24 protein-coding genes are annotated in these 24,827 nt (G+C 42.7%); 12 read left to right on the top strand and 12 right to left on the bottom strand.

Going from position 1 to position 24,827, the window contains the following annotated elements; translation table 11 throughout:
• The first annotated feature begins 107 nt into the window (after nucleotides 1-107).
• Nucleotides 108-1,763, top strand: coding sequence for an alkaline phosphatase PafA (gene pafA, locus AB8P51_RS12245; RefSeq protein ID WP_369749118.1), 1,656 nt, complete (start codon nucleotides 108-110; stop codon nucleotides 1,761-1,763).
• Here pafA and AB8P51_RS12240 read toward each other — a convergent pair.
• The 4 genes from AB8P51_RS12240 to gcvP all read right to left on the bottom strand — a co-directional run bounded on the left by AB8P51_RS12240 (nucleotide 1,755) and on the right by gcvP (nucleotide 7,230).
• A complete protein-coding gene (locus AB8P51_RS12240; protein WP_369749117.1) occupies nucleotides 1,755-2,624 on the bottom strand; it encodes a glycosyltransferase family 2 protein in 870 nt (289 codons plus the stop codon). The two genes, pafA and AB8P51_RS12240, sit on opposite strands and share 9 nt — an antisense overlap.
• Nucleotides 2,625-2,638: 14 nt before the next feature.
• The gene (locus AB8P51_RS12235; protein ID WP_369749115.1) at nucleotides 2,639-3,166 is read right to left on the bottom strand and encodes a methyltransferase; all 528 of its coding nucleotides are present in this window, start codon (nucleotides 3,164-3,166) and stop codon (nucleotides 2,639-2,641) included.
• 3 nt (nucleotides 3,167-3,169) lie between these two features.
• Nucleotides 3,170-4,228: a 3-oxoacyl-ACP synthase III family protein gene (locus AB8P51_RS12230; RefSeq protein ID WP_369749114.1), complete on the bottom strand. Its 1,059-nt coding sequence runs from the start codon at nucleotides 4,226-4,228 to the stop codon at nucleotides 3,170-3,172.
• 149 nt (nucleotides 4,229-4,377) lie between these two features.
• Nucleotides 4,378-7,230, bottom strand: a complete 2,853-nt coding sequence (gene gcvP, locus AB8P51_RS12225; protein WP_369749113.1) for an aminomethyl-transferring glycine dehydrogenase — start codon at nucleotides 7,228-7,230, stop codon at nucleotides 4,378-4,380.
• A 140-nt stretch (nucleotides 7,231-7,370) separates the two neighbouring features.
• On the opposite strand from gcvP, the gene AB8P51_RS12220 reads away from it, so the two are divergent.
• Nucleotides 7,371-8,195: a hypothetical protein gene (locus tag AB8P51_RS12220; RefSeq protein WP_369749112.1), complete on the top strand. Its 825-nt coding sequence runs from the start codon at nucleotides 7,371-7,373 to the stop codon at nucleotides 8,193-8,195.
• A gap of 220 nt (nucleotides 8,196-8,415) precedes the next feature.
• On the opposite strand, the gene AB8P51_RS12215 is transcribed toward AB8P51_RS12220, so the two are convergent.
• A complete protein-coding gene (locus AB8P51_RS12215; RefSeq protein ID WP_369749111.1) occupies nucleotides 8,416-8,976 on the bottom strand; it encodes a sigma-70 family RNA polymerase sigma factor in 561 nt (186 codons plus the stop codon).
• Between the two features lie 70 nt (nucleotides 8,977-9,046).
• Here AB8P51_RS12215 and AB8P51_RS12210 point away from each other — a divergent pair, with 70 nt between their 5' ends.
• Nucleotides 9,047-9,406: a rhodanese-like domain-containing protein gene (locus AB8P51_RS12210; protein WP_369749110.1), complete on the top strand. Its 360-nt coding sequence runs from the start codon at nucleotides 9,047-9,049 to the stop codon at nucleotides 9,404-9,406.
• On the opposite strand, the gene AB8P51_RS12205 is transcribed toward AB8P51_RS12210, so the two are convergent.
• From AB8P51_RS12205 to AB8P51_RS12195, 3 genes are all read right to left on the bottom strand, one after another.
• Complete coding sequence (locus tag AB8P51_RS12205) at nucleotides 9,403-11,433, bottom strand: M3 family metallopeptidase (RefSeq protein ID WP_369749109.1); 2,031 nt, start codon at nucleotides 11,431-11,433, stop codon at nucleotides 9,403-9,405. The genes AB8P51_RS12210 and AB8P51_RS12205 overlap by 4 nt on opposite strands.
• Nucleotides 11,434-11,497: 64 nt before the next feature.
• A complete protein-coding gene (gene purE, locus AB8P51_RS12200; RefSeq protein WP_369749108.1) occupies nucleotides 11,498-11,986 on the bottom strand; it encodes a 5-(carboxyamino)imidazole ribonucleotide mutase in 489 nt (162 codons plus the stop codon).
• Entirely contained in the window at nucleotides 11,983-13,164 is a 1,182-nt protein-coding gene (locus AB8P51_RS12195) for a 5-(carboxyamino)imidazole ribonucleotide synthase (RefSeq protein WP_369749107.1), read from the bottom strand. Before AB8P51_RS12195 ends, purE begins: the two co-directional genes overlap by 4 nt.
• Nucleotides 13,165-13,262: 98 nt before the next feature.
• On the opposite strand from AB8P51_RS12195, the gene AB8P51_RS12190 reads away from it, so the two are divergent.
• The 3 genes from AB8P51_RS12190 to AB8P51_RS12180 all read left to right on the top strand — a co-directional run bounded on the left by AB8P51_RS12190 (nucleotide 13,263) and on the right by AB8P51_RS12180 (nucleotide 16,078).
• A complete protein-coding gene (locus AB8P51_RS12190) occupies nucleotides 13,263-14,387 on the top strand; it encodes an adenylate kinase (protein WP_369749106.1) in 1,125 nt (374 codons plus the stop codon).
• A gap of 67 nt (nucleotides 14,388-14,454) precedes the next feature.
• Nucleotides 14,455-15,456 (top strand): GTPase ObgE, encoded by a 1,002-nt coding sequence (gene obgE / locus AB8P51_RS12185; RefSeq protein WP_369749104.1) that lies wholly within the window; start codon nucleotides 14,455-14,457, stop codon nucleotides 15,454-15,456.
• A 106-nt stretch (nucleotides 15,457-15,562) separates the two neighbouring features.
• Complete coding sequence (locus tag AB8P51_RS12180) at nucleotides 15,563-16,078, top strand: DUF4136 domain-containing protein (protein ID WP_369749103.1); 516 nt, start codon at nucleotides 15,563-15,565, stop codon at nucleotides 16,076-16,078.
• A gap of 70 nt (nucleotides 16,079-16,148) precedes the next feature.
• On the opposite strand, the gene AB8P51_RS12175 is transcribed toward AB8P51_RS12180, so the two are convergent.
• Genes AB8P51_RS12175 through AB8P51_RS12165 form a run of 3 tightly spaced genes read right to left on the bottom strand, consistent with a single transcriptional unit; the run spans nucleotide 16,149 to nucleotide 18,029 of the window.
• Complete coding sequence (locus AB8P51_RS12175; RefSeq protein ID WP_369749102.1) at nucleotides 16,149-16,937, bottom strand: SDR family oxidoreductase; 789 nt, start codon at nucleotides 16,935-16,937, stop codon at nucleotides 16,149-16,151.
• 6 nt (nucleotides 16,938-16,943) lie between these two features.
• Complete coding sequence (locus AB8P51_RS12170; RefSeq protein ID WP_369749100.1) at nucleotides 16,944-17,261, bottom strand: cupin domain-containing protein; 318 nt, start codon at nucleotides 17,259-17,261, stop codon at nucleotides 16,944-16,946.
• A gap of 12 nt (nucleotides 17,262-17,273) precedes the next feature.
• A complete protein-coding gene (locus AB8P51_RS12165) occupies nucleotides 17,274-18,029 on the bottom strand; it encodes a class I SAM-dependent methyltransferase (protein ID WP_369749099.1) in 756 nt (251 codons plus the stop codon).
• A 178-nt stretch (nucleotides 18,030-18,207) separates the two neighbouring features.
• On the opposite strand from AB8P51_RS12165, the gene murC reads away from it, so the two are divergent.
• On the top strand, nucleotides 18,208-19,569 hold the full coding sequence (gene murC / locus AB8P51_RS12160; protein ID WP_369749098.1) for a UDP-N-acetylmuramate--L-alanine ligase: 1,362 nt from the start codon (nucleotides 18,208-18,210) through the stop codon (nucleotides 19,567-19,569).
• 20 nt (nucleotides 19,570-19,589) lie between these two features.
• Here murC and AB8P51_RS12155 read toward each other — a convergent pair whose 3' ends face one another.
• A complete protein-coding gene (locus AB8P51_RS12155; RefSeq protein ID WP_369749097.1) occupies nucleotides 19,590-20,033 on the bottom strand; it encodes a DUF1569 domain-containing protein in 444 nt (147 codons plus the stop codon).
• 62 nt (nucleotides 20,034-20,095) lie between these two features.
• Here AB8P51_RS12155 and radC point away from each other — a divergent pair, with 62 nt between their 5' ends.
• The 5 genes from radC (at nucleotide 20,096) to AB8P51_RS12130 (ending at nucleotide 24,822) form a co-directional block, all read left to right on the top strand.
• Nucleotides 20,096-20,794 carry a DNA repair protein RadC gene (radC, locus tag AB8P51_RS12150; RefSeq protein WP_369749096.1) on the top strand — a complete coding sequence of 233 codons (699 nt, stop codon included), beginning with the start codon at nucleotides 20,096-20,098 and terminating at the stop codon, nucleotides 20,792-20,794.
• 49 nt (nucleotides 20,795-20,843) lie between these two features.
• Complete coding sequence (locus AB8P51_RS12145) at nucleotides 20,844-22,091, top strand: polysaccharide deacetylase family protein (RefSeq protein WP_369749094.1); 1,248 nt, start codon at nucleotides 20,844-20,846, stop codon at nucleotides 22,089-22,091.
• Entirely contained in the window at nucleotides 22,084-22,773 is a 690-nt protein-coding gene (locus AB8P51_RS12140) for a YjjG family noncanonical pyrimidine nucleotidase (protein WP_369749093.1), read from the top strand. Before AB8P51_RS12145 ends, AB8P51_RS12140 begins: the two co-directional genes overlap by 8 nt.
• Before the next feature lie 64 nt (nucleotides 22,774-22,837).
• Nucleotides 22,838-23,380 (top strand): hypothetical protein, encoded by a 543-nt coding sequence (locus AB8P51_RS12135; protein WP_369749091.1) that lies wholly within the window; start codon nucleotides 22,838-22,840, stop codon nucleotides 23,378-23,380.
• Entirely contained in the window at nucleotides 23,377-24,822 is a 1,446-nt protein-coding gene (locus AB8P51_RS12130) for a DUF5723 family protein (protein ID WP_369749090.1), read from the top strand. The genes AB8P51_RS12135 and AB8P51_RS12130 overlap by 4 nt, the downstream gene beginning before the upstream one ends.
• Nucleotides 24,823-24,827 lie beyond the last annotated feature (5 nt).

Below are 24,827 nucleotides of genomic sequence, written 5' to 3'. Positions count from 1 at the left end.
GAGATGGTATGCTTATTGCTGTAAAAATAACAATATTAACGCTCTTATAACTCTGAATTAAAATTTATAGGGTTTATTTAATTATTTTTGAGAATACGCTTAATTCTATGAAAAAATATATCAGGTCAATGCTGGTTTTTGGCTCTTTGGTTATAATTCCAGCACTTCAAACAACTGCACAGGAAAACCAGAAACCTATTAAAACAACTCCCAAGCTAGTTGTAGGGATTGTCGTAGATCAAATGAGATATGACTATCTCACTCGATTCTGGGATCACTATGGGGATGGGGGTTTTAAAAGGCTGGTCAATGAAGGTTTTAACTGCAAAAACAATCATTTTAATTACGCTCCAACCTCCACAGGTCCGGGCCATACCTCTATTTATACCGGAACAACACCTTCCACACACGGTATCATAGGAAATAATTGGTATGACAAAACCACAGACAAAATTGTGTATTGTGCTTCCGATGAAAATTACGTTTCTGTAGGGACCAGTGCAGGTACCGGAAAAATGTCTCCTCACAGGATGACCGTCTCGACGGTAACAGATGAATTGCGTTTGTTTACTCAAAAAAGAGGCAAGGTAATAGCCCTGGCGTTAAAAGACCGCGGAGCCGTGTTGCCCGGAGGACATATGGCGAATGCTGCTTATTGGTATAATGGCGGTGCAGAAGGGGATTGGATTAGTAGTTCATATTATATGGAAGAGCTTCCAAGGTGGGTTAAGAATTTTAATTCCTCTGATGCCGTTGAAAAATACAAGAAACCCTGGACTACTCTAAAAAGTATCAGCACCTATCTGGAAAGTGGCGCGGATAATAATATGTATGAAGGAATGTTCGCTGGTGAAACCGCTCCTGTATTCCCACATGATCTGCCTGCAATATGGGAAAATAACGGTCAGTTTGATCTCCTTAGGGGAACCGCCTACGGAAATAGTCTAACTACTGATTTCGCTCTGGCAGCTATCGATGGGGAAGACCTTGGGAAGGATGCCATCCCTGATTTCCTTGCAGTTAGCTATTCGAGTACCGATTACGTAGGACATCAGTTCGGGGTGAACTCAAAGGAAGTTCAGGATACCTATCTCCGGCTTGATCAGGATTTGGAAAGATTACTTGAGGTCCTCGACCAAAAAGTGGGTAAAGGGGAATATCTTGTATTTCTTTCTTCCGATCATGGGGCAGTAGACGTTCCGGCCTATTTAAAAGATCAGAAAATCCCCGCCGGATATATGGATTCCCAGGGAATGTCTGCCAAGTTTAAGGAGTTTATGTCTTACACCTACGGCGATGCAGATGTGATTAAAAACTACAGCAACGCGCAATTTTTTCTCGATCATGATGTGATTCGAAACCTCGATCTTGAGGTAAAAGATGTTCAATATAAGATCGGACAGGAATTATTAAGCTATGACGGGATAAGCAGGGTGTTTACCGGGTACCAGATGGAGCATAACGAATATAATCACGGAATCCCTTACATCATCCAGAATGGATATAATCAGAAAAGGTCAGGGGATATTCTTCTCGTGCTGAATCCGGGGGTAGTTTATTATCCTGAAACAGGATCAACCCATGGGTCGCCTTATCCTTATGACACCCATGTACCCTTGTTATTTTTCGGTAAGGGAATCTCTCAGGGAAGTACGGTAGAAAGAACAGAGATAGATGATATTGCTCCAACCATCTCAGCCCTGCTTGGCATAGCATTTCCAAGCGGAACAACAGGGCAGCCCATAGAGGAAGTACTAGATTAGCTTACGCAGGATTCGCTTCCAGCGAAGTTTTCTGATAAATTTGCCCTCCTCGGGGGTGACAATATACGGTACGGCATTTTTCCTGGCGTCCCGATATCCATGAAGGTTATCGCGGATGATTCTCAATTTTCCGTTTTTCAAGGCCATTTTTAGGGAGGCGATCATCGTTATTATGATTCCATATCGCATAAGGAACATCGCCTTACCTTGTGACCTTCGGGCCTTAATATTATAGGCGGCACCAATAGGCCTTTGATGCTTTACCTTCAGGGAGTTAACCGCGGCCGTTCTAAAGCCGTGGTACTGTGCAAGAAGCTCATCAACGGTATCCCAGCCCATAGCCGTTCTGAGTCCGTTCATAGCCTGAAAACAACTATTAGAGTACGCTTTAAAAGCTCCTCTTATATGATCTTTGTCCATGGGGTGTTTTAAGATCCATTTCCCTTCGGGATTTTTTTCATAAGCGTATCCCCCTGCTATCCCTATATCCGGCGATGACCGGAAGACCTCCGAAATCGTTTCAAAATAATTGGCTGGAAGAACTACATCCGCATCGAGTTTCACGATAAAATCATAGTCATTGTGAAGGAGTGAAAGGCCCTTATTGAAAGCAGCTACTACTTTGCTTCCCGGTAAATGTTCGTCTGAGGAATGATTGTTTACACCTTCAAAAAACGGATATTTTGAAGAATATTCATCTATTATCTTGGCCGTACCGTCCGTTGAATGATCATTTACGATGACAACTTTTTTTGGCAATACAGTCTGACTCGCAACACTTTCCAATGCATCTGCCAGGAATTCTTCCTCGTTGTGTGCGGGAATGACAACATAATAAGAAAGAGCGTCTTGCGATGACATGGTGGGTTCCTTATTTAGGGAGTTGATCGTTCGGCATACACAATGTAGTATCGAGGTGTAAATCGCCTTAAAATAGGTCTTACTCCTATTTTATTTACTGGATGCGTCCATTTTTTTGAGTCGATGATGTTCCACCCTGCTTTTTCAAGTAGCCAATCGAATTGCCAGGATTCGAATTCGTGGTAATGCCGGTCTCTTGGGTCGGTTTTACTTCTGTATGCTGAGGCAAACCAGAGTTTCAAAGGGACACTGGCAACTAACTTCGAGGCTTTAATTTCCTTCAGGACATTGAAAGGAGCCAGCATATGTTCAAAAATCTCAAAAGCCGTAACTACCGAGGCGTCTGAGGAGGAAACGGCAGAATAATCCAGATCGAGATCCTCACCCTGCGTATTTTTTACTCGATACCCATGTTTTTTCATGATATGAGTAAAGGGATTAACCACCCCCAGATCCAGGATTGTTTCTGAAGTGTTTACATGCTTTTGTAGAAAGGAAAGGGTATTCTCGTATCTTTTCTTAGGATAATTTGATTCGTACATTCACTAGCATCTATAAACGACGGCATTGATATTCATACCTGCACCGACACTCGCAAAGATAACAACATCCCCTTTGCTGATCTGCTGATTTTTAATTTTTCCCTTTCGTACCATATCGAAGAGGGTGGGAACAGTCGCAACAGAGCTGTTGCCTAATTCGTGAATATTCATGGGCATTACCCCTTCCGGCATCTCCCGATCGTATAATTGATAGAATCGTTTTATGATCGCCTCGTCCATCTTCTCATTCGCCTGGTGGATAAAGATCTTTTTAACTTCGTCGATGGAAATACCACTTTTATCAAGGCATTCTTTCATAGCTCCCGGCACATAGGTAATCGCAAACTCGTAAATCTTCCTCCCGTACATTTTAATGTACCGCAGGTCGTCTGGAATTTCCTGATGGTATGAAGAGCCGTGAAACAAATAATAGGCCTCCTCATTGGCGTATGTAGCCGAGTTATGCGCAAGGATTTCACCTCCTCCTTCTTTGGCTTCCACAATACAAGCTCCTGCCCCGTCTGAATAAATCATAGAATCCCTGTCGTGCGGGTCTACAACACGGGACAGTGTTTCTGCCCCAATTACAAGACATCTTCTAGCTATTCCACTCTTTATAAATGCATAGGCTTGTATCATACCTTCAATCCATCCCGGGCATCCGAAGAGCAGATCATAGGCAACGCATTTTGGATTTTTTATCTGGAGGTGGTTCTTTACCCGGGTAGCCAGACTTGGTAGTGTGTTTCCCTGGGAAGACCCATAAGAGACATCTCCGAAATTGTGTGCAAAGATGATATAGTCTAAATCTTCGGCACTGATGTTGGCATCTTCCAAAGCATTTTGTGAGGCAAAGAATGCCAGGTCTGAGGCATTGTATTCCTTCTTGGCATATCGACGCTCACTAATACCTGTAATCGCTTTGAATTTTTCAATTATTACGGTGTTCGACTGTTGAAAGGTAGAACCGTCGCTATTGAGGAAATGTTTGTCTTCAAAGGCTTTATTTGGAACCAGCACCTCAGGGATATAGCATCCTGTACCGGAAATGGCAATACTCATAATGCAAATGTTAATTTATTTCAGAAATGTAAATAAAAGCTGATCAAAATAAAAGTAGAATGCAACCTAAATACGATGTCCAAAAAGGAAGAAACAAGACCTTAGTGCTCGTTTTACGAACAGTAAAAGGATAGTGAGCAAAAAAAGACCTATTCACTTTCGGCATATGCCTCGATTGGAGCGCAGGTACATATAAGATTACGATCGCCATAGGCTTCATCAACACGTCTGATGCTGGGCCAGAATTTACTTTCCTCCACATAGGCTAAAGGAAAGGCGGCTTTTTCGCGTGAATAAGGGAAATTCCAGGTATCAGCCGTAACCATTTTTAATGTGTGAGGTGCATTTTTCATCACATTATTAACTTTTTCTTCCTCGATTTCATCAATTTCCTGCCGGATAGCGATCATCGCATCGCAGAAACGATCCAATTCGGATAACCCCTCACTTTCAGTTGGTTCAATCATCATTGTTTCTGCCACGGGAAAAGAAACTGTTGGAGCATGAAATCCGTAGTCCATTAGTCGCTTTGCAATATCTGTAACTTCTACCTCCTTTACCTTAAAAGGCCGGCAATCAATAATCATTTCATGGGCAGCCCTCCCTTGTTCACCAGTGTACAACACCTCGTATTTTCCCTCCAGCCTTTCCTTTATATAATTGGCATTGAGGATCGCAATTTCTGTTGCCCGACGCAGACCTTCTGCCCCCAGCATTTTAATATAGCCATATGAAATCAGGCAAGCCAGGGCACTGCCCCAGGGGGCTGCACTAATTGCTGTAATGGCCTTTTCGCCACCTGTCTTCACTACGGGATTCCCGGGTAGAAATGGTGCGAGCTGCTTTGCTACACATATCGGCCCAACGCCCGGACCACCGCCACCATGTGGGATAGCAAAGGTTTTATGCAAGTTGAGGTGACAAACATCGGCACCGATAATTGCCGGATTTGTCAGTCCTACCTGGGCATTCATATTTGCCCCATCCATATATACCTGTCCTCCGTGATCATGGATCAGTTGGGTAATTTTTCTTATCGATGATTCAAAAACTCCATGGGTAGAAGGATATGTCACCATGAGAGCTGCGAGATTTTCTGAATGCAACTTTACTTTTTCCTCCAGATCGTTGACGTCAATATTTCCTTTTTCATCGGTCTTTGTGACAATAACACGCATCCCGGCCATAACTGCTGAGGCTGGATTTGTTCCATGCGCGGAAGCGGGGATAATACAAATATTCCTGTGTGATTCTCCATTGGATTGGTGATATGCCCTGATGGTCATCAACCCTGCATATTCACCCTGGGCCCCTGAATTGGGCTGTAGTGATGTTGCTGCAAAACCCGTGATGATGCTGAGTTCGCGTGAGAGTTCCTCTAAAACCTCATGGTAACCTGCTGCCTGTTCTAAGGGAACAAAGGGGTGGATATTGCCCCATTCAGGCATACTCAGGGGTAACATTTCGGAAGCTGCATTGAGTTTCATCGTACAAGACCCTAAAGAGATCATAGAATGGTTCAGAGCAAGGTCTTTGCGTTCCAGTCGTTTCAGATAACGCATTAACTGCGTTTCTGAATGGTATGAATTAAAGACCTCATGGGTAAGGTAAACTGATGTTCTCTGCATATCTGCACCTAGGAGGGATATTCTTTTACTGGCGTTACCAGTAGGCTTTTCTTTCCCGAGAGCTATTGCAAAAACAGTCAGGATTTCGTTTACCCTTTCTTTTGTGGTTGCCTCATTGAGGGAGATGGCAATGGTCTCCTTATCGACATAGAGAAAATTAATATGATTTTTTTCAGCAATCGGTCGGATCTGTTCCGCATTTGCTTTTACCAGAATGGTATCGAAGAAGGCTGAATTTAATTGGTATAGTCCCATTTGTTCCAGCCCATCAGCGAGATGAAGGGTATGAGAATGAACCTTATCAGCGATATACTTTAATCCTTTAGGTCCGTGGTAAACGGCATAGGCTCCAGCCATTACAGCCAGTAAAACCTGAGCTGTACATATGTTTGAAGTGGCTTTATCCCTCTTTATATGTTGCTCCCTTGTCTGCAGCGCCATTCTCAGGCCCCGGGCACCATCAGAATCACGTGTAACTCCGATAATCCTTCCCGGAATACTGCGCTTAAAATCTTCTCTTGTGGCAAAAAAAGCAGCATGCGGTCCACCATACCCAAGCGGAATGCCAAAACGCTGAGTAGATCCGACAACTACATCTGCTCCGAATTCACCTGGAGGGGTAAGCAGCACCAGGCTCAAAATATCAGCGGCAACAGCCACACGGATGTCATTGTTTTTTGCCTTCGAGACAAAGTCCGAATAATTAAAAATCGCTCCGTATTTCCCCGGATATTGCAGCAGAACTCCAAAATAACCAGGATCTAATTCAATTTCTGAGTGTTTTCCTATAACCAATTCTATGCCAAGGGGTTTTGATCGCGTCTCAAGCAGAGAGAGGGTCTGAGGTAATACTTCTTCTGACACGAAAAATTTTACTACCTGGTTTTTCTTCTGATCTCTTGTTCTTACATCGAAGAGCATGGTCATGGCTTCTGCCGCAGCCGTACTTTCATCTAATAGTGAGGCATTGGCCAGCTCCATTCCGGTAAGGTCACATACCATGGTCTGAAAATTCAGCAGAGCTTCCAGTCGTCCCTGGGCAATCTCAGCCTGATAAGGAGTATAGGCCGTATACCATCCCGGATTTTCCAGGATATTTCGTTTGATTACCGAGGGCGTAATACTTTCGTGATATCCCAGGCCGATATACGATTTGAACACTTTATTTTTTCGGGACACCTCGTGAATGTGATTGAGAAATTCCTGTTCACTCATGGGTTTATCCAAAGGCAGGTCTTCCTTCAGGCGGATGTCTTGTGGGATAGTCTGAAAAATAAGTTCATCCAGACTATCGACTCCAATAGTTTTTAACATATCAGGAAGGTCCTCTTCTCTAATACCGATATGGCGAAGTGCAAAAGAATCTGTGTTCATAATCGATGCGTAAATTTACATTGCTAAAAGGAGCACAAAATTAGGTAATTATTCCTTTAAATCAGGCAGATAAAAGGCCTGCAAAGCCAAAGTTTTTAACCAAAACCAGTTGATAGAACTGCTTTGTCTATTTTTGTTTAATGCAGTGGGCAGGAAAGATTTTTGATTTTTATGTCAAAGCCAGTATCCACGTGTCTTTGGCCGTGGTTTCCTTTTTATTTCTAAGCTCCTGTTTCTTAAACATTAGCGTGCCCAACAGCCTTTATCTTTTCATTTTTTTTGGTACAATACCTGCATATAATTTTATAAAACAAACCAGGGGCGGTCAAAATCAGTATTTCGGTTTATTATCAGGTGATAAAACCATACGCTGGTTCAGTGTTCTTTCCCTTACATTCGCCGCGTATTTTGGAACGCAGCTAACAGCCAATACAATGATGGGTGTTCTTATCCTTGCTGTACTCGCTGTATTTTATACCATACCCATTTTTCCGAGCCGGAAAACGCTCAGACATTCAGGGATCATAAAAGTTTTCATAATTGCATTCGTATGGGCCGGTGCTACTGTATTATTACCGGTTATCGAAGTACAACACTATTTGAGCTGGGATGTATGGATTGAAACTTTGCAACGCTTACTCGTGATTTTGGTCCTGATGGTCCCTTTCGAAATCAGGGACCTTGGCGTTGATCCCAATGAGATGATGACAATCCCTCAGCGATTGGGAATCAGAAAAACAAGACGACTTGGGATTATTTTATGCCTGATTGGCTTTCTGCTGACATTCATGAAAGACGAGCTGTTAGCCTATGAAGTACTTGGCAAATCGATTATTTCGCTTAGTCTTATCGGACTTCTGGTCTGGCTGCCCGAGAAGCAACACAGGTACTTCGCATCTTTTTGGGTGGAGGCTTTTCCTGTTTTTTGGGCTGGGTTCTTATGGGGTATACTTAATGCTGTCTAAAGGTTATCCCTGAGTTTTTGCTTTAGATCTTCTTTCGCGGCATCGCTGAGGACAATCAATTTGGCCTTCTCGAACAAGTTCGATAGTTGCTTGTTTTTTCTGGAGAAAGATTTGCATGTGCTGCAAAACAGGACATGAAGCTTTAGCTTTATTTTTTCCGATACACTTGCCTCATGGTATTGCGATTTATTGCAAATCAATGCGGCTTCATCACAAGAGATCATAACGTAAACCAGTTTTTATTAAGGCATCCCATCAGAGCTGTCCTGGCCCTGTGAATCATTACCCAAAGATTAGACGGATTTATATCGAGTTCTTTACAAATATCTTCAGTAGCAAGTCCGCGCACGGTTTTCATGGTAAATACACGGCGTTGGTTTACAGGTAATAAATCAATACAAGCCTGAATGGCCAACCCTAATTCCTTATTTTCAATAGCATCATTTTCAGTGATACTACCCGGATCTGCTACTTGTTCTTCAAGCCAATCCCCTTCATTTTCTGATGATGATTTATAATTACGGCGTACTTCAGCTTTGCCCTTTTTAGAATTGATCCGGCGATAATGATCAATGATCTTTCTTTTGAGGATTGAAATAAGCCAGGTTCTTTCAGACGCCTTTCCTTTGTAATTTTCAGCCGATTTCAAGGCTGCTATAAAGGTATCCTGGATAAGGTCCTTGGCTATTTCCTGGTCACTCACTCTGGAAATAGCGTAGTTAAAAAGATAGTCGGCATGAGCATCTACCCAGGAATCCGGCTCTAGTTGACGAGGTTTCATAGCGTTTTATTGCTTATAAAAATAAGGGTTTTTAAAGAAAATAGGTAACTTTGATTCAAATGACAAAAAGGTGAAAAACTATCTATCTTTTTTTGTATTTCTGCTCGTTGCCGGGAGTTGCAAAAACACCACCAATCAATTGCCGATCAATCAGTTTCAGCAAGAGAATCTGGAGAACTACACCTTAGTGGATGTACGTACCCCGGAGGAATTTGAGGCAGGACATCTTGACAATGCGATCAACATCAACTGGTACGATGCTGATTTTACTGAGAGGGTTGGTGTTCTGGATAAGAAGAATACCATCTATGTGTATTGTAAGAAAGGGGGTAGAAGTGCCAAAGCACAGGCCGTTCTCGATTCTTTGGGATTCAGGGCTGTAGACCTTACTGGGGGCTATGACGTGATAACCGGTTCGGAAGAGGATTAAGCCGATCTCTTTAGCAGGCCTGCTCGTTCAAGCAACGCATCGAGCTTAGGTTCACTTCCTCTGAATTTCTTGTAAAGTTCCATAGGTTTTTCAGTACCTCCCTTACTAAGAATGTAGTCCTTAAACTTTCTGGCCACCTCTTTATTGAATATTCCATTTTCCTTAAAGTAGGCAAAGGCATCCGCATCGAGAACTTCAGCCCATTTATAACTGTAATAGCCCGCAGAATATCCTCCCTGAAATATGTGCGAAAACGCCGTACTCATACAGGTTTGGGGAATATCCGCAAATAGCTGAGTATCTTGGAAGGCTTGCAGTTCATATTCTTTCACTTCGTCAATCCCTGAGGGATCCCTGCCATGCCACGCCATGTCGAGAAATCCAAAACTTAATTGCCTTAAAGTCGCCATTCCCTCCAGGAAATTAGAGGACTCCTTTATTTTATCAATCATTTCCATGGGCAGGACTTCCCCCGTCTCATAGTGGTGTGCAAATCGTTTGAGGGCTTCCTTTTCAAAGCACCAGTTTTCCATGATCTGGCTGGGTAATTCTACAAAATCCCAATAGACAGAAGTGCCTGAGAGGCTGGGATAGGAAGTATCGGCAAGCATACCGTGAAGGGCATGCCCGAACTCATGGAATAAAGTGGTTACCTCGTTAAAAGTGAGTAATGACGGCTTGGTTTTGGTGGGCTTTGTAAAATTGCAAACAATGGAAATATGGGGTCTTTCATTGTTACCTTCCTTTCTGAATTGAGGCTTGTAGGAGCACATCCATGCGCCTCCCCGTTTCCCCGGTCTTGGATGGAAATCAGCATAAAAAATCGCAATCAGTTCACCATCTTGGTTGGTAACCCGATACGTTTTTACATCCTCATGGTAGGTGTCAATATCTGAAACTTCCTTGAACTGTATGCCGTATAATACACTCGCAATACTAAAAACCCCGTTGATAACATTTTCCAGTTTAAAATAAGGTTTCAGCTTTTCATCATCAAGGTCGAACAGTTTCTGTTTTAGTTTCTCACTATAATAACTATTATCCCACTTTTCAAAAGTCTCTAACCCGTCCAGTTCCTTTGCAAACTCTTTAAGCTGATTTAATTCTCTGAAGGCAGCGGGTTTGGCTTTTTCTTTGAGTTCCTCGAGGAACGACAACACTTTTTCAGGAGTTTCTGCCATGCGTTCTTCCAGCACGTAGTGCGCATGGGTGTCATACCCCAGCAATTTAGCCCTTTCATACCTCAGTTGAGAAATTTTCAGAACCAGTTTTTTATTATCGAGTTCATCGTCGTGGAAACCCTTGCTGCTGAAAGCAATTGCCAGCTTTTTGCGTAATTTTCTGTTCTTGGCATAGGTCATAAAAGGGACATAACTGGGATAATCAAGGGTGATGATCCAGCCTTTTTTTCCCTTTGAAGCAGCCAGTTGGGCGGCAGCTTCTTTTGCACCCTCGGGAAGACCTTCCACATCTTCTGCCCTGGTGAGATGCATTTCATATTTGTTGGTTTCGGCCAGCACATGTTCACCAAAAGTCAGTTTTAATTGGGCTAATTCCTTGTCGATGGCACGGAGTTGTGTTTTTTTATCGTCAGGAAGGTGAGCTCCGTTTCTGCTAAAGAATTTGTATTTTTTATCGAGTAACATTTGCTGCTCCTCATTGAGTGCCAAGGAGTCTTTTATTTCAAAAATTGCCGCTACTTTCTCAAACAGAGCCTGATTCAGCGCAATATCGTTGCTAAATTCGGTAAGCATGGGAGAAATTTCCTGAGCCAGTTTTTGAATTTCCTCACTGGTCTCAGCAGAATTCAGATTGAAAAACAGGCTGGAAAGCCTGTCGAGGTGAGCCCCGGCAAATTCGAGGGCTTCAATGGTATTTTTAAAGGTGGGCTTTTCCTTCGAACTTACAATCTCATCGATCTCCAGGCGAGCCTGTTCTAAAGCCTTTTCAAAGGCCGGTTTAAAATGGGCTGTTTTTATGGAACTGAAAGGAGCCAGATCAAATGGCTCTTGCAATGCGTTTTTCATGTACTTGTTAAATTGAATCAGACAAAAGAATGAGAATAGCTACAATTGAGGAAGTATATAATTTTCAACCCTTCTTTACTTCTTTTGCCCCTTTAATCACTTTTTCTTTTAGGCCTTTTTTGTAGAGTACAACTTTGTCCAGGACACAGCTATCCTGGCATCCAATGATCTGAGCGGCGAGTATCCCCGCGTTTTTAGCTCCATTCAGGGCAACAGTAGCAACAGGAACCCCACCTGGCATTTGAAGGATAGAAAGAACAGAATCCCACCCATCTATTGAGTTACTGCTTTTGATCGGTACACCAATAACTGGTAGCGGAGATAAAGAAGCCAGCATACCAGGTAGGTGTGCAGCGCCCCCAGCTCCAGCGATAATGACTTTAAATCCTTCAGTGTGCGCCGATTTTCCAAACTCAAAAAGCTTCTCAGGCGTCCTGTGGGCCGAGATGATATCGACCATAACTTCCAGATCGAATCCTTTTAAGATATCCACAGCTTCCTGCATAACCGGAAGGTCACTCGTGCTTCCCATGACAATGGCAACTTTGCTCATACTTTCTGTTTACTGATTACGTTGATCGTTTGTTTTACCTCTGCAGCAATTTTTCTGGCTTCCTGCATATCTTCATTTACAATGGTCACATGCCCCATCTTCCTGAATGGCCGGGTGAAGGTTTTTCCATAAATGTGAGGAGTTACCCCTTTCAGCCTAAGAATCTGCTCAATATTTTCATAAAAAACCTCCCCTTCATAACCTTCAGCACCAACCAGATTTACCATGACCCCTGCCACCTTACTTTCTGTATTTCCCAGAGGTAAACCAAGAATACAGCGAAGGTGTTGTTCAAACTGATTGGTGAAACTGGCTTCAATACTGTAATGACCGCTGTTGTGTGGTCTTGGTGCTACTTCATTGACCAGTACTTCATCATCTTTGGTCTGGAACATTTCTACTGCAAGTAACCCAATATGTTGCAATTCTTCAGAAACCTTAAGAGCCGTTTTAATGGCTTTCCGGGCGATGTGATCTTCAATACGAGCAGGGCACAGCACGTATTCTACCTGATTGGCCTCCGGATGGAATTCCATCTCCACAACCGGGTAGTTAACGCTACTTCCATTGGCACTCCTGGCTACTATGACGGCTAATTCGGTCTTAAAAGGTATCAGCTCTTCCGCCAGACATTCCACATTGGGAAGATTTTTCAGATCCGAAACTTCCCTGATGATCTTAACCCCCTGTCCGTCATACCCAAATTGTGCGCTTTTCCACACAAAAGGCAAGTTCAGCCCCCCGTGATTTATACTTTCCTGTATCTCGCTGGTATAGGCAAAACGGGAGAAATCTGCCGTAGGTATACCGTGGTCTACATAGAACAACTTCTGGGTAATTTTATTTTGAATGAGCCTTAGTTCCCTTGGGGTTGGAAAAACCCGTACACCCTCTTCTTCCAATTTCTCCAGGGCCTCAATGTTGACATTTTCGATTTCTATTGTAAGTACATCCAGGTTTTTACCAAATTCGTAAACAGCCTGGTAGTCCATCAGGTCGCCTTGAACAAATTCATTGCAGGACAAACGACATGGAGCATCTTTTGATGGGTCCATAACCCTGGTTGCGATATCCCATTTGCGCGTTTCATAAAGCAACATTTTTCCCAATTGCCCACCACCTAAAATACCCAGGGTGAATGATGAAGAAAAATAACTCGAATTATCAGACGTAGACATGTAATTTGAAGAGGTTTTGACAAAAATACATCTTAATCTTATAAACCAAGGCCAGCGCCTCTAAAAAGAGATTTCAAAATGCTATATTTGCCCTCCTGATGGACAAAACGGACACCATAAAAATCCTTGATAAGAATTTTGAATTATTCCTTACAGAGGAAGAGATTCTCAATGCCGTTAAAAAGGTTGCCGGAGAAATAGCTGCCGACTATAAGGATGAGGTTCCCATTTTTGTCGGTGTGCTCAACGGAGCCTTTATGTTTGTGTCCGATTTCCTGAAGAATTATCCCTATCCTTGTGAGGTTTCTTTTGTGAAATTGAGCTCCTACAGGGGTCTCACATCTACCGGGATTGTGGAAACCCTTCTGGATGTACCCGACAATATAGAAGGGCGCAGTGTAATTATCCTCGAGGATATTATAGATACAGGAAGGACTTTACAGGAATTGGTACACCTCTTTTCTAACACCAATGTCAAGAATTTTAAGATCGCCAGCCTCTTTTTTAAATCAGAGGTCTACAATGGGGAATACACTATAGATTACTTTGGAATGAAAATTCCTGATAAGTTTATTGTGGGATATGGTCTGGATTATATGGAGCAGGGGCGAAACCTAAAAGCAGTTTATCAAATTAACCAATCGCATATGATTAACCTCGTTTTATTCGGGAAGCCCGGAGCCGGGAAAGGAACTCAGGCAGGATATTTAAAGGAAAAGTACAACCTTAAGCATATTTCAACAGGAGATGTTTTTCGCTATAATATAAAGAACAATACCAAATTGGGGCAATTAGCCAAATCTTATATGGATAAAGGCGATCTGGTTCCTGACGAAGTCACCATAAGTATGCTGAAGGACGAGGTTGAGAAAAACCCGGAAGCCTATGGATTTATTTTCGACGGCTTCCCCCGCACAACGGCCCAGGCAGAGGCTTTGGATAATTTCCTGGATTCCAAGGACATGAAAATCCACGCAACAATAGCCCTGGAAGCTCAGGATGAAATTCTGATTAATCGACTTTTGGAACGTGGGAAGAGCAGTGGTCGTTCGGATGATCAGGACGAGGAAAAAATCAGAAACAGATTTGAAGAATACAATCAGAAAACGGCACCCCTCAAAGAGTTTTATGAGGCACAGGGCAAGTTTCACAGTGTGAATGGGATTGGTGATATTGAAGAAATCACTGAACGCCTGTCAAAGGTGATAGATACCCTTTCGTAAGCGGAACCTTTTTAATAGTTGAGTGCTCGAATACTAACATTCTTCCGGAGCATAATTATTTTGATTTATGACTGAAGGTAATTTTGTTGATTACGTCAAAGTACACGTTGTCTCTGGTAAAGGGGGCAAGGGCTCTACACACCTGCATCGCGAAAAGTATGTACCCAAAGGCGGTCCCGACGGGGGAGATGGTGGCCGTGGAGGTCATGTTATTCTCAAAGGAAACGAAAGCCTGTGGACCCTTTTGCATTTTAAATACAAACGCCATTTTAAGGCGGGTCATGGCGAAAATGGCAGTAAGAACAGGAGTACAGGCGCCGACGGTCAGGATGTATACCTGGAAGTTCCTTTGGGAACCGTAGTGAAGGATTCAGAGACCGGAGAAGTATTAATGGAGATTACCGAACACGGGCAGGAAGAAAAGCTTGCAGAGGGTGGAATGGGGGGTCGTGGGAACTGGCACTTTAAAACCGCAACCAATCAAACCCCCCGATATGCTCAACCGGGCATTCCGGGTCAGGAAAAAGACGTCATCCTCGAACTTAAAGTACTGGCCGACGTAGGTCTTGTAGGTTTCCCCAATGCCGGCAAATCTACCTTACTTTCTGTGCTTACTTCAGCCAAACCTAAAATTGCTGACTACCCTTTTACTACCTTAAAGCCCAACCTGGGGATTGTGGAGTACAGAGACTTTAAAAGTTTTGTGATGGCCGATATCCCGGGGATTATTGAAGGCGCTGCAGAGGGAAAAGGGCTTGGGCATTATTTTCTAAGACATATTGAACGAAATGCTATCCTGCTTTTCCTTATTCCTGCCGATAGTATCGATGTATCCCAGGAATACGAAATTCTTCTGAAGGAACTGAGGGATTACAATCCCGAACTCCTGGATAAGGAAAGACTGGTAGCTATTTCCAAGGCTGATCTTCTCGATGAGGAACTGATGGACGAAATGCGGAAAGAAGTTAAAAAAGACCTTAAAGACGTTCCTTTTATGTTTATTTCTTCAGTTTCTCAATACGGACTTCAATCGCTCAAAGACAAGCTCTGGGGGCTGTTAAACGAATAAGTTTTCTTTCTCTTCCTGAACATTCTGATTTTCCGTAAATTAGAGTTTAACCATCTTAAGGATTGAACACCTATAGGATTAATTCAAATACTCTAGTTCAGAATTCATGAGAAACTGTCTGTTTTTTTTGCTCATTATGTTATCTGCCTGCTCTTCGCTGAAGGTAGACTACGACTATGACGCACAAACTGATTTTAGCAGTTTCCAAACCTACAATTACTATCCCGACATGCAGACGGGCTTAAGTGAATTAGATACAAGGCGATTATTATCGGCTCTCGATTCAGTGCTTATTTCAAAGGGTTTCAAATCTTCCGAGGAACCCGATTTCTTTATCAATATCGAATCAAGAGAATTTGGCCCCACTCAAAACAGCAATGTGGGAGTTGGCATAGGAGGCGGAGGTAGAAATGTAGGTGGAGGTGTCAGTATTGGTGTGCCCCTGGGTGGGTCAGGGATAGAACGGGAGATTCTGTTCGACTTTATAGATAGTCAGCGGGATATTTTATTCTGGCAGGCTATCAGTACAAGTAGCTATCGCGAAAACGCTAGTCCGGCAGAACGAGAACGGCTGTTACGACAAATTGTGATTAAGGTTATGTCTAAATATCCGCCCCTTTAGCTGGATAGCCCTTGTTGATTGTAATCATATATTTTTCTTTACGAAGTTTAAACAAGTTTCTTTTACCTGTCTAAAGGGATTTCAACAGGCCTCCGTCTATGGGAATATTGGTTCCCGTGATATAAGCGGCCTGATCTGAGGCGAGAAAGGTTGCCAGGTAGCCGTATTCCTCTGGTTTACCCAACCTTTTTAAAGGGACATTACCAGTCATAAAATCTTTTACTTCGCTTAGTTCGATTTGCTGCTGTTCTGCTTTTTTTTGATTGAGTTCATTCAATCGTTCTGTGTCAAAGTATCCGGTTAGAACATTGTTGACCGTAATCTGATACGGTCCGACCTCAGTTGCCAGACTTTTTGCCCAGGCCACCACGGCAGAGCGGATTGTGTTAGACAGCACAAGATATGACAAGGGTTCTTTTACCGAAACCGAAGCAACATTGATAATTCGGCCCCAACTCCGGGCTTTCATATGTGTTAAGGCCAGCTGAGAGGTGAAGACCACTGTCTTAAACATGGTATCAAAGGCATTTTGATAATCTCCTACCTCTTTTTCTGTAGCTGATCCAGCCAGAGGTCCCTGAGTATTATTGATAAGGATGTCAACAGTATTCGTAGCAAAGTACTCTTCCATGATTCCTTTGTACTGTTCATAATTGTTAAAATCCACTGCCAAATATTGGTGCTCTTGCTCCGGCCTACTTTTATGCAGTGAGGTTACAATCGACCTGAGTTTTTCTTCCCTTCTGGCCATTACTGTAACGCTGGCGCCGCTTTTGGCCAATTGGCGGGCAATGCCAAGTCCTATTCCCCGGCTACTACCTCCAACAAGAGCATTTTTCCCATTTAAGTTAATGATCATAATCGTTTATCTATAGGCCTCTCTTACAGGACTGAATATATCCATTAGCAGACAGGGAGTTAATGCTTTGCCACTATGTGGGACGTGTGGCGGAATAACAATGAGCTCACCGGATTTGTAAATTGCCGTACTTCCATCCACGGTAAATTCAAATTCGCCTTTTAGAACCTGCATGATCTGCTCATTTTCATGTGAGTGTTCCGGAACTTCTGCATCTTTCTTTACTTCCCAGTAAACTAGGGTCATTTTTTCTCCATGTATCATTTTGCCCAGAAAGCCCGGGATGATCTCTTCCGGAGTCATTTTTTCTAAATGTATTTTCATTTGATGATAGGTTCAGCTCTTTTGTATAAGGTACATATGTTCGTTGAGTATTTCATCTTCAGATATCGATATGTCTGGTTTGTATCTTGAAGCCAGACTCATGGTATCCTGGTGATCAATGAGGTGATATCCTTGAACGGATGTGTAGAATTCTTCCGGTACGGTCTGATAATTAAATTGCTGATTTTTCTCCAGATTCACTTCTACAAAATCGATTAACTTCTTAAAAACTTTTTGCTTTTCCAGAGAGGGCTCAAAGGAAACACTTCCAATAAAATCTTCCTTTTTTTGCAACCGATTGAAGAGATTAAAAAGTCGGGAAGTATCCTCCCTCCCCAAAAAAAACAAAACTCCTTCAATCAGAATAAATATTTTTTTACCCTCTGACAGCGGAAGTAATTTATTATAAAGATATTCCAGTGAAACCGCATTAAAGTCGGCCGACACATATTCGATATTTCTCTTTGGCAGTAGTCCTTCAGCCTGCCATAGGTGGGTTTTATCCTTTTTAAAAGAAATGACATCGGTCGTATCAATTTCCACATATAGAACCGACGGGGGGAGGGTAAAAGGATACATGCTGAATCCACATCCAAAATTCATAAGGATATCGATTTTATTTTCTTTTGCCAGGGTATTCAGGGTATCGAAAAAGTACCTGTTCCGAAGGCAGTGGGCGAGAGCTTCATAAGAAGATACAGCCTGACTATAGCGTTGGGCATGCACATTTGTAGCTTCATTTGCCCATAGATGGGCAAAAGGATCCAAACTCAGGGAAGGGTCTCCGGCCCTGAATGCAGCTGTGACAAAAGCGGTCTCGTGTATGTTTATTTTCTGTTCCAGAACAAAAATCCTATGCAGAATCTAAGATAGTAAGAATCTCCGTGCCTCTTCACTTTGGGAAGCATATTTCAAACCCTATCTTTGTTCGAAATTTTACTGGCAAATGCGGATCCATTTTATTGCTATAGGGGGAAGTGCCATGCACAACCTCGCCCTGGCCTTGCACGACAAGGGGTATGAAATTTCAGGGAGTGATGATGTTATTTTTGAACCCTCTAAATCGCGGTTAGAGCGGCAAGGCCTGTTACCAGAGCAATTTGGATGGTATCCGGGGAAACTTGACAAAAACATAAATGCTGTCATCCTTGGGATGCATGCAAAGAAAGACAATCCCGAATTATTAAAAGCTCAGGAGCTGGGGTTAAAGATATATTCCTACCCGGAGTTCCTCTATGAGCAATCAAAAAATAAAACACGGGTAGTGATCGGCGGAAGTCATGGCAAAACAACGATCACATCAATGATACTGCATGTGCTCGCCTATAATGGAAAGGCCGTCGATTATATGGTAGGGGCACAACTGGAAGGATTTAACCGTATGGTTCATCTGACCGAGGAAAACGACTTTATAGTTCTTGAAGGGGATGAGTATTTGTCCTCTCCTATAGACAAACGCCCTAAATTCCACCTGTATCAACCTAATATTGCCCTTTTGAGTGGAATCGCCTGGGATCATATGAATGTCTTTCCCACTTTTGAGAATTACCTCCAGCAATTTCAAATCTTTGTAGATAGCATAGTTAAGGGAGGTAGTATTACTTACAACCAGGAAGACAAATGGGTTGCTGAAGTGGTGGAAAAGACGGAAAACACGATCAGGAAATTTCCCTACGGAACCCCTGATTACCAGGTTATAGAAGGCCAGACCTATCTAAGTACTGAAGAAGGCCCCTTACCCATTGAAGTTTTTGGGAAACATAACCTGAGTAATTTGGCCGGGGCAAAATGGATTTGTCAGCAGATGGGTGTTGATGAGGATGACTTTTACCAGGCCATAAGCACCTTTAAAGGGGCATCAAAGCGTCTGGAGAAACTGGGGGAAAGTAAGTCCTCTGTTGTCTTTAAAGACTTTGCCCATTCGCCTAGTAAAGTAGCGGCAACCACAAAAGCGAGTAAAGAACAATTTCCTGACAAAAAGCTGGTGGCCTGCCTGGAACTACATACCTATAGCAGCCTTAACGAGGCCTTTCTCTCACACTATCAGGGAACGCTGGACGTTGCAGACGTAACGGCGGTATTTTATTCCCCTGAATCTGTGGCTATCAAAAAGCTGGCACCTTTGTCAGCAGAACAGATCAGACGGGCTTTTAAAAATGAGAAGCTGGAAGTATTTACCGATCCCGCGGAATTTGAACAATTTTTATACCAGCAGGAAATTAATAATACCGTATTTCTGCTGATGAGTTCCGGAAATTATGGCGGACTAGACCTGCAGGCATTCCTGGGTCACTTAGGGATTAGTTAAGTTTTCTTATTACAAGAAGGTCAGACACCAAATTGTCTGAGGTGATGATCTAGGTGTTTGTACTGCATCAAACCCCATTGTTCATGAGTAAGGCGCCCGAATAAGGGGTGAGGATTCCATGTTTTTCTATTGTTCAGCTGGTGGAATTCAGTGATCAACGCCCGTAGTTTTTCTCTTTCAGTAGTAAAATCTTTTGCTTCAGTTGTTTTTGCAAAAGGGGAGGTGGGTAAATTTTTTCGCCACGGTGTGTCGTTATAGAGCGACTTTTTAAAAAACCATCTGACCAGCAGATTGCCTTTTTTTGAATTGGGTTTATTGGCAACAGCCACTTTTAACGGAACCTGACAATGCCATACCATCTGCCCAACAGTCATCTTTCCCCATTGTCCCCTGTCTGTAGCTTTTAATTGGTCTATCCTGTTCAGTATTTCCCCATAAACTTCACTGTCGAAAAGAGATTTCACAACTTGCTTTTTTATTGCACTGGGAAATGTACATTAAAAATATTAGTTGATTATCTTTAGACATGGAAAAAATGGCGGACTCATTCTCCATAAAATCGTGGGCTGACGACGACAAACCGCGGGAAAAATTAAGACAAAAGGGAAGGTCGGTACTTACAGACGCCGAACTTCTGGCAATTTTGATAGGCTCCGGTAGCCGAGAAGACAGTGCCGTTAGCCTTGCTAAAAAGATACTCAGTAGTTCAAATGACAACCTTCATCAGTTGGGGAAGTTTTCTGTAGAACGCCTTATGAAATTTAAAGGAATAGGGGAGGCCAAAGCCGTAACCATTGCTGCAGCACTCGAAATAGGGAGAAGAAGAAGAGAATCGGGAAGTCATTCGCCAACCAAAATCAGGGGGAGTGCCGATGCATTTGCTGTACTAGAACCCATTATGGCCGAACTTGAGCATGAAGAATTCTGGATACTTTATCTAAATAATGCCAATACTGTAATACACAGGGCTCAGCTTAGTAAAGGGGGAATTACAGGTACCCTGGTCGATGTAAGACTCGTCTTAAAAAGGGCGCTGGAGCTCAGTGCTGTGGCCATCATCCTGGCACATAACCACCCTTCCGGAGCTCTTGTTCCGAGCGAAGCAGACAGGGCCATAACAAAAAAATTAAAAGAAGCTGCGAAGGTACTCGATATAAGAGTCCTTGATCATCTGATCATCGCCGAGAAGTCCTTTTACAGCTTTGCAGACCAACAACTACTTTAATATGCTGTTGATCTACACCCATAAAATTACTCCACGCTTCAGTTATATCATGAAACAGATATTTAAGCGGATGCTTCAGATTGAGGTTGGATATACTACCAAAATAGAAGATTTTATCAAACACTCGGGGCCAAAGATCACCTACACCAAACAGCCGCTACAAAATGAATTCTTTATTAAAAGCCATCCTTTGTTGTTTGAACAGGGTATTCGCAGTGTTGATATTACCATATCTCAATGGGATGAGGTACCCTGTTTTTTTCAGACAGGGGAAAGGAGCAATGTTCCTTTTGATATTTTCGCGGCGAGTTTTTATCTCTTATCCCGTTATGAGGAATATTTTCCTCATGTTAAAGACCTTTTCGGCAGATTTCCTTTCAGGGAAAGCCTGGCCCATGAGCATAGTTTTCTAAAACGCCCCGTAGTTGATCTCTGGGCTCAGAAACTTCGCATTTTACTTCAGGAGCGATTCCCCGATTTGAAGGTCCCTGTAAGACAGGTGCGATATACTTCCGTTATTGACGTTCCAGTGTCCCACAGCTTTGGACACAGGGGATTTTTTCGCAGTGGAATAGGCTTGTTCCTCGATTTGTTCTCCCTGAAATTCAGGAGGGTAGCACAAAGGATTATGGTCATTACCAGGCTGAGGAAAGATCCTTTTGATAACTTTTCTGATTTGATTGAGATTCATAAAAAACATGGGGTACCGGGGATGTTTTTCTTTCAATTTGCCCAATACTCGAGATACGATAAAAATATATCTACTGAAAACAACCACTTTCGGTATTTAATAAAATCGGTGGCTGACTACAATAAGGTTTCTCTGGCGGCATCGTATAGTTCTTTTACCAATTTTGATTTACTCAAGGATGAAAAGCTGAATTTAACTAATGTGATCAACAGACCGGTGGATTATGTGCGGTTGCGCTACAACCGGGTCGATATTCCGGAAACCTACCGGAATCTTGTTGATGCCGAATTTACGGATGATTATTCCATGGGATATACCCATGAAACGGGATTCAAAGCAGGAACCTGCACCTCCTTTTACTTTTATGACATTCCCCTGGAGATACAACAACCGGTAAAGATCCATCCGTTTGCAGCGCATGATTATGCCTTGTTAAAGCTGGAGTCTGAGGAAGAAATATTTTCGGAATTAGACCGGTTACACCGGGAAGTAAAGAATGTCAATGGGCATTTTATAACTGTATTTTCTAACGAATTGCTTGGGACGGAACAAAAATCGAACTGGCTCAAGTTATATTCCGAAATGATTGTCAGGTATTATGTATAGAGAAGTAGTGACTGATGTTTTCTTCGACCTTGACCATACCCTTTGGGATTTTGAAAAAAATTCTGCACTGACCTTCGAGAAAATATTTGAGGATCATGGTATCGATCTCGAGCTGGAGTTCTTCCTGAAAGAATATAGACCGGTCAATCTGGAATTCTGGAAATTATACAGGGAGGATAAAATTGAAAAAGGAGCTTTGCGTTATCAAAGGCTGCGTAAGGTCTTTGACAGGGTGAATTATGCTGTTGAGGATACTGTGATTAATAGCCTTGCTCATGCCTATATCGAACATCTTTCAACATATGGGCACTTACTGCCCTATACTCGTGAGATTCTTGATTATTTGAAACCGCGATATAAGATGCATATTATTACCAATGGGTTTGAAGAAGTACAGACGAAAAAGTTGGACAACGCAGGAATATCGGGATACTTTGATCAAATTATTAATTCAGAAATGGCAGGAGTTAAAAAGCCAAATCCAATAATATTTCAACTTGCCCTGGCCCGAACCATGGTACTTCCTCAGCATGCCGTTATGGTGGGAGATAACCTTGAAGCTGATATACTGGGTGCACGTGCAATGGGTTTACATACAATTCATCTTAATGTCCATGGCGATCCTCTTCACAAACATGGGGAAATCATTCACCATCTTAGTGAAATAAAATCGTTTTTATAAAGTTATATAGGGAAAGGAAAGAGCATATCTTGTAAATCCGGATGCCTATTAACAGGGCCTTACGATGCAGAAATTTAAATACTTCATATTAGTACTCTTGCTGGGTTTGACCTCCTGTGTGGAGGAACAAAATTTCGACCAGTTTGACGACCTTGAGATCATTCCGACCATTGAAGCGAGCATTTTGTATGTGGAAAGTCCTGAAAGTGTAATTAATGACGCCAATGGTGCTATCTGGTATATTCAGACCTTTAATTTCGATGCTTTTAACGAGAGTTTTTTTGCGGATAACGTCTTGGATGGGGTAATGACTTATGAGCTTGAAAACACTACCAGTAAGGAGCTAGAGATTGTTTTTGAGTACCTCGATGAAGCCGGAAATGTCCTTGATACAGAATTTTTTTCGCTCGATCCCGGCCCTGCATCAATAATAAGACGTGAGACCACCTATGGCACTCCGACAGGGCGAAGTTTAGATATTATCAGAAACACTTCGGCAGTTCGGGTAAGTGCCAGTAATCTGGGCGATACAACGAGTGTTTCATCTCTGCCAGACCCTATGGTTGTCTTCAGGTCTAGTGGTAAATTCAGGTTACAATTAAAATGAGATTCTGGGGACTCTTAATTATAGCTGCTCTCTGGGGTAGTGGCTCTCTTTTTAGCCAGAACAAGGAGTTACTCTACGATTTTACTGAGATACCACAGGCTATTTTATTGAATCCCGGGATGAACACCTCTTTTTCCTGGTATGCAGGAGTTCCTCTTGCATCCGGAATTTACGGCCAGGCCGGGACAAGCGGGATTACGGTGAATGATCTGTTTGCCAATGATGGAGTTGATTTCAACATAAAAGTTCGTACACGTGCACTTAATGGCTTGTCAAAAAGGGATGAATTTGGAGCAACAGTACAATTAGACCTGCTTCACGGTGGATATAGAAGTAAGAAAAACCCAAGGCATTTTTATTCCTTTGGAGTGTATTTTGAATCGAGTACAATTCTTTACTGGCCACAGGATCTCGCTTATCTGGCATTTGAGGGGAACGCAGATCAGCTTGGTAGAAGGTTCGATCTGGGGCACCTGAAGACCAGGGGAGAAGGACTTACGGTTTTTCATTTCGGCCTGAACAAAGAATTAAACCGAAGTCTCACCGTGGGAGCCAGAGCCAAGTTATATTCTGGCATCTACGATTTCCATTCTTCAACGAATTCGGGTTATTTCGTAACCAATGAAGGTCAGAACAACCTTTTGGCTAATACCCTGGTAGCCGATATGCAATTGCGAACCTCAGGCATAGAAGAGATCAGGGCTATCATTGATAACGAAGCAGCTGGTACCGTGGCGAATGTGATTACCAAAAGAGCCCTTCTAGGGGGAGACCTGGGTCTTGGGATTGATCTGGGTTTTACATATCAGCTCAATGAAAGAACAGTGGTGACAGGAAGCCTGCTCGATCTCGGATTTGTATATCATTCGGGAGACATCAAAGGATATTCCCTGCAGGGGAGTGCCACTACAGAGGGTGTGGAAGTCATTCTGCCCGATGCTTTTGACGATGCCAATTCAGATTTTTGGCAGGATCTGGTTGATGAAATAGAAGCCCAATTACCTTTTGAGGATAACAATACAAGTTATATCACATTCAGGCCCACTCAATTATACGGGTCGCTGAGATATAATTTTGGTGAACCTGTAAATGGTGATCTCGATTGTGACTGTGATATTGGGGTTACAGATGCTGATACACGGTTCTCTTACCGAAATGCCCTGGGAGTGCAACTTCATGCAATTAACAGACCCAGGGGGCCACAAGCAGCTCTTACGGCCTTTTACCTTCGCAGAATCGGTAATTTTCTAGGTTTGAAAACAACCTACACAGTTGATAAATTTTCCATGACCAATATAGGATTGGGGTTAAATGTGCAGGCAGGCCCGGTCAATTTTTATGTTCTGGGAAATAACCTCCTCGGATATCAGAACCTTGCCGACAGTCATTATGCGTCTTTTCAAATAGGATTTAATATCCTATCTTGGGGAACTAACCGATAGTTCCG

It is taken from the genome of Muriicola sp. SD30 (genome assembly GCF_041205185.1).
In the GTDB taxonomy this organism is placed as follows: Bacteria; Bacteroidota; Bacteroidia; order Flavobacteriales; family Flavobacteriaceae; genus Muriicola.
This window is presented reverse-complemented; position numbering and strand designations above follow the sequence as displayed.

Excerpts from the sequence above, each read along its gene's own strand:
- pafA (WP_369749118.1), top strand. The coding sequence starts at position 108 with ATGAAAAAATATATCAGGTCAATGCTGGTTTTTGGCTCTTTGGTTATA.
- AB8P51_RS12240 (WP_369749117.1), bottom strand. The coding sequence starts at position 2,624 with ATGTCATCGCAAGACGCTCTTTCTTATTATGTTGTCATTCCCGCACAC.
- AB8P51_RS12235 (WP_369749115.1), bottom strand. The coding sequence starts at position 3,166 with ATGTACGAATCAAATTATCCTAAGAAAAGATACGAGAATACCCTTTCC.
- AB8P51_RS12230 (WP_369749114.1), bottom strand. The coding sequence starts at position 4,228 with ATGAGTATTGCCATTTCCGGTACAGGATGCTATATCCCTGAGGTGCTG.
- gcvP (WP_369749113.1), bottom strand. The coding sequence starts at position 7,230 with ATGAACACAGATTCTTTTGCACTTCGCCATATCGGTATTAGAGAAGAG.
- AB8P51_RS12220 (WP_369749112.1), top strand. The coding sequence starts at position 7,371 with ATGCAGTGGGCAGGAAAGATTTTTGATTTTTATGTCAAAGCCAGTATC.
- AB8P51_RS12215 (WP_369749111.1), bottom strand. The coding sequence starts at position 8,976 with ATGAAACCTCGTCAACTAGAGCCGGATTCCTGGGTAGATGCTCATGCC.
- AB8P51_RS12205 (WP_369749109.1), bottom strand. The coding sequence starts at position 11,433 with ATGAAAAACGCATTGCAAGAGCCATTTGATCTGGCTCCTTTCAGTTCC.
- purE (WP_369749108.1), bottom strand. The coding sequence starts at position 11,986 with ATGAGCAAAGTTGCCATTGTCATGGGAAGCACGAGTGACCTTCCGGTT.
- AB8P51_RS12195 (WP_369749107.1), bottom strand. The coding sequence starts at position 13,164 with ATGTCTACGTCTGATAATTCGAGTTATTTTTCTTCATCATTCACCCTG.
- AB8P51_RS12190 (WP_369749106.1), top strand. The coding sequence starts at position 13,263 with ATGGACAAAACGGACACCATAAAAATCCTTGATAAGAATTTTGAATTA.
- obgE (WP_369749104.1), top strand. The coding sequence starts at position 14,455 with ATGACTGAAGGTAATTTTGTTGATTACGTCAAAGTACACGTTGTCTCT.
- AB8P51_RS12180 (WP_369749103.1), top strand. The coding sequence starts at position 15,563 with ATGAGAAACTGTCTGTTTTTTTTGCTCATTATGTTATCTGCCTGCTCT.
- AB8P51_RS12175 (WP_369749102.1), bottom strand. The coding sequence starts at position 16,937 with ATGATCATTAACTTAAATGGGAAAAATGCTCTTGTTGGAGGTAGTAGC.
- AB8P51_RS12170 (WP_369749100.1), bottom strand. The coding sequence starts at position 17,261 with ATGAAAATACATTTAGAAAAAATGACTCCGGAAGAGATCATCCCGGGC.
- murC (WP_369749098.1), top strand. The coding sequence starts at position 18,208 with ATGCGGATCCATTTTATTGCTATAGGGGGAAGTGCCATGCACAACCTC.
- radC (WP_369749096.1), top strand. The coding sequence starts at position 20,096 with ATGGAAAAAATGGCGGACTCATTCTCCATAAAATCGTGGGCTGACGAC.
- AB8P51_RS12145 (WP_369749094.1), top strand. The coding sequence starts at position 20,844 with ATGAAACAGATATTTAAGCGGATGCTTCAGATTGAGGTTGGATATACT.
- AB8P51_RS12140 (WP_369749093.1), top strand. The coding sequence starts at position 22,084 with ATGTATAGAGAAGTAGTGACTGATGTTTTCTTCGACCTTGACCATACC.
- AB8P51_RS12135 (WP_369749091.1), top strand. The coding sequence starts at position 22,838 with ATGCAGAAATTTAAATACTTCATATTAGTACTCTTGCTGGGTTTGACC.
- AB8P51_RS12130 (WP_369749090.1), top strand. The coding sequence starts at position 23,377 with ATGAGATTCTGGGGACTCTTAATTATAGCTGCTCTCTGGGGTAGTGGC.